Origin of the sequence: Citrifermentans bremense R1 (assembly GCF_000426865.1) — a bacterium.
Taxonomy (GTDB): Bacteria; Desulfobacterota; Desulfuromonadia; order Geobacterales; family Geobacteraceae; genus Geomonas; species Geomonas bremensis.
In genome coordinates, this window is record NZ_AUGE01000078.1 from 1 (window position 1) to 1497 (window position 1497).

Below are 1497 nucleotides of genomic sequence, written 5' to 3' on the forward strand. Positions count from 1 at the left end.
CGCGAGGCAGTAGTGACCAAAGTCGTCCTCGAAGAAGAAAATAAAACTGTCAACGCTGCATAGGTCAGGCGACAACTAGCTTGACACGCGCCGGGCTGCGCTCGGCATGCTCTACATCCAGAGCAGTTCCGGCGAACTGGTGCCGCTCGACACCATCGCGACCATAAGCAAGACCATCGGCCCTTTGACCGTCAACCATCTGCAGCAACTCCCGGCGGTCAACATCTCCTTCAACCTCCGCCCCGGTGTCTCCCTGGGGGACGCCATAGCCATAGTCGACGAACTGGCCCCCAGCATCCTCCCCCCCGGCGTGAGCAAACAGTTCCAGGGAACGGCGCAGGCCTTCCAGTCCTCCTTCAGCGGATTGTTGATCCTGCTGGCCCTGGCCGTCTTTGTCATCTACCTCGTGCTCGGAGTCCTCTACGAGAGCTACATACACCCCGTCACCATCCTGTCCGGGCTTCCCTCAGCCGGCTTCGGGGCGCTGGTCACGCTCATGCTCTTTGGCAGCGAGCTCAACATCTACGGCTTTGTGGGGATAATCATGCTGATCGGCATCGTGAAGAAGAACGCCATCATGATGATCGACTTCGCGCTGGAAGCGGAAAGGGTGGAGGGGAAAAGCCCGGTGGACGCAATCTACGAGGGTGCCTTGGTGAGGTTCAGGCCCATCATGATGACCACCATGGCCGCCCTCATGGGGACCCTGCCGATAGCATTGGGGTTAGGCGCAGGCGGCGAAGCGCGTCAACCGCTTGGTCTTGCTGTCGTCGGCGGATTGCTGACCTCCCAGTTGTTGACCCTCTACATCACCCCGGTCGTCTACTACTACATGGACAAGCTGCTCCGCATGGTAAGGAGCAGGAAAGGCGTACCCGTAGCTGCGGCCGCCGATGCCGCTGATTAACCACGCGAGGCAAAAACCATCAGCCACGGAGGCACGGAGAGAATCGGGGAAAGGCAAATTTGTGGGATCCTGGACCGGATCTGCCAAATGAGACAATTCCCGTCTAACAAATTGGTCCCCGAATTTGTCAAATTGCGGTTCGGATTTGCCAGATTGAGTTCGTGATTTGACAAATTGAGCGTCGGATTTGACAAATCTGGTTCCTGATTTGACGAATCGGCTCAAATTCTAATGAATTTTTTAGCAATTTGGGCGAATCTGGGTCTGAATTTGTAGGATTTCGTCACAAATTTGCAAAAATTAGAGTAAGATTTTCAGAATCTGAGGCCGGATTTGCAAAATCGGGCTCCAGATTTGACAAATTAGGGTCTAAAACCTATGAATCCACGATCTTGTTCATTAGTTTTGGGGTGATTTACCGTGGGACCAGAAATAGTTTCTGAAGGAAGTGTCACCAAACATGCTGAGCGGGTTAACGCCTGAAGAGATTACCGGGGAGAAACAAGGGGACGCCCATAAATATATAAAAAACGAATTGCGCGAATAGGGAAGAAGGGGACGTCCATAATAAATATAAAAAAGGAAGCAGT

1 pseudogene is annotated in these 1497 nt (G+C 53.2%); it reads left to right on the plus strand.

From position 1 onward, the window contains the following. Window positions 1-94: 94 nt before the first annotated feature. Window positions 95-907: pseudogene (locus K419_RS0118880) on the plus strand (efflux RND transporter permease subunit); the annotation flags it as partial. Window positions 908-1497 lie beyond the last annotated feature (590 nt).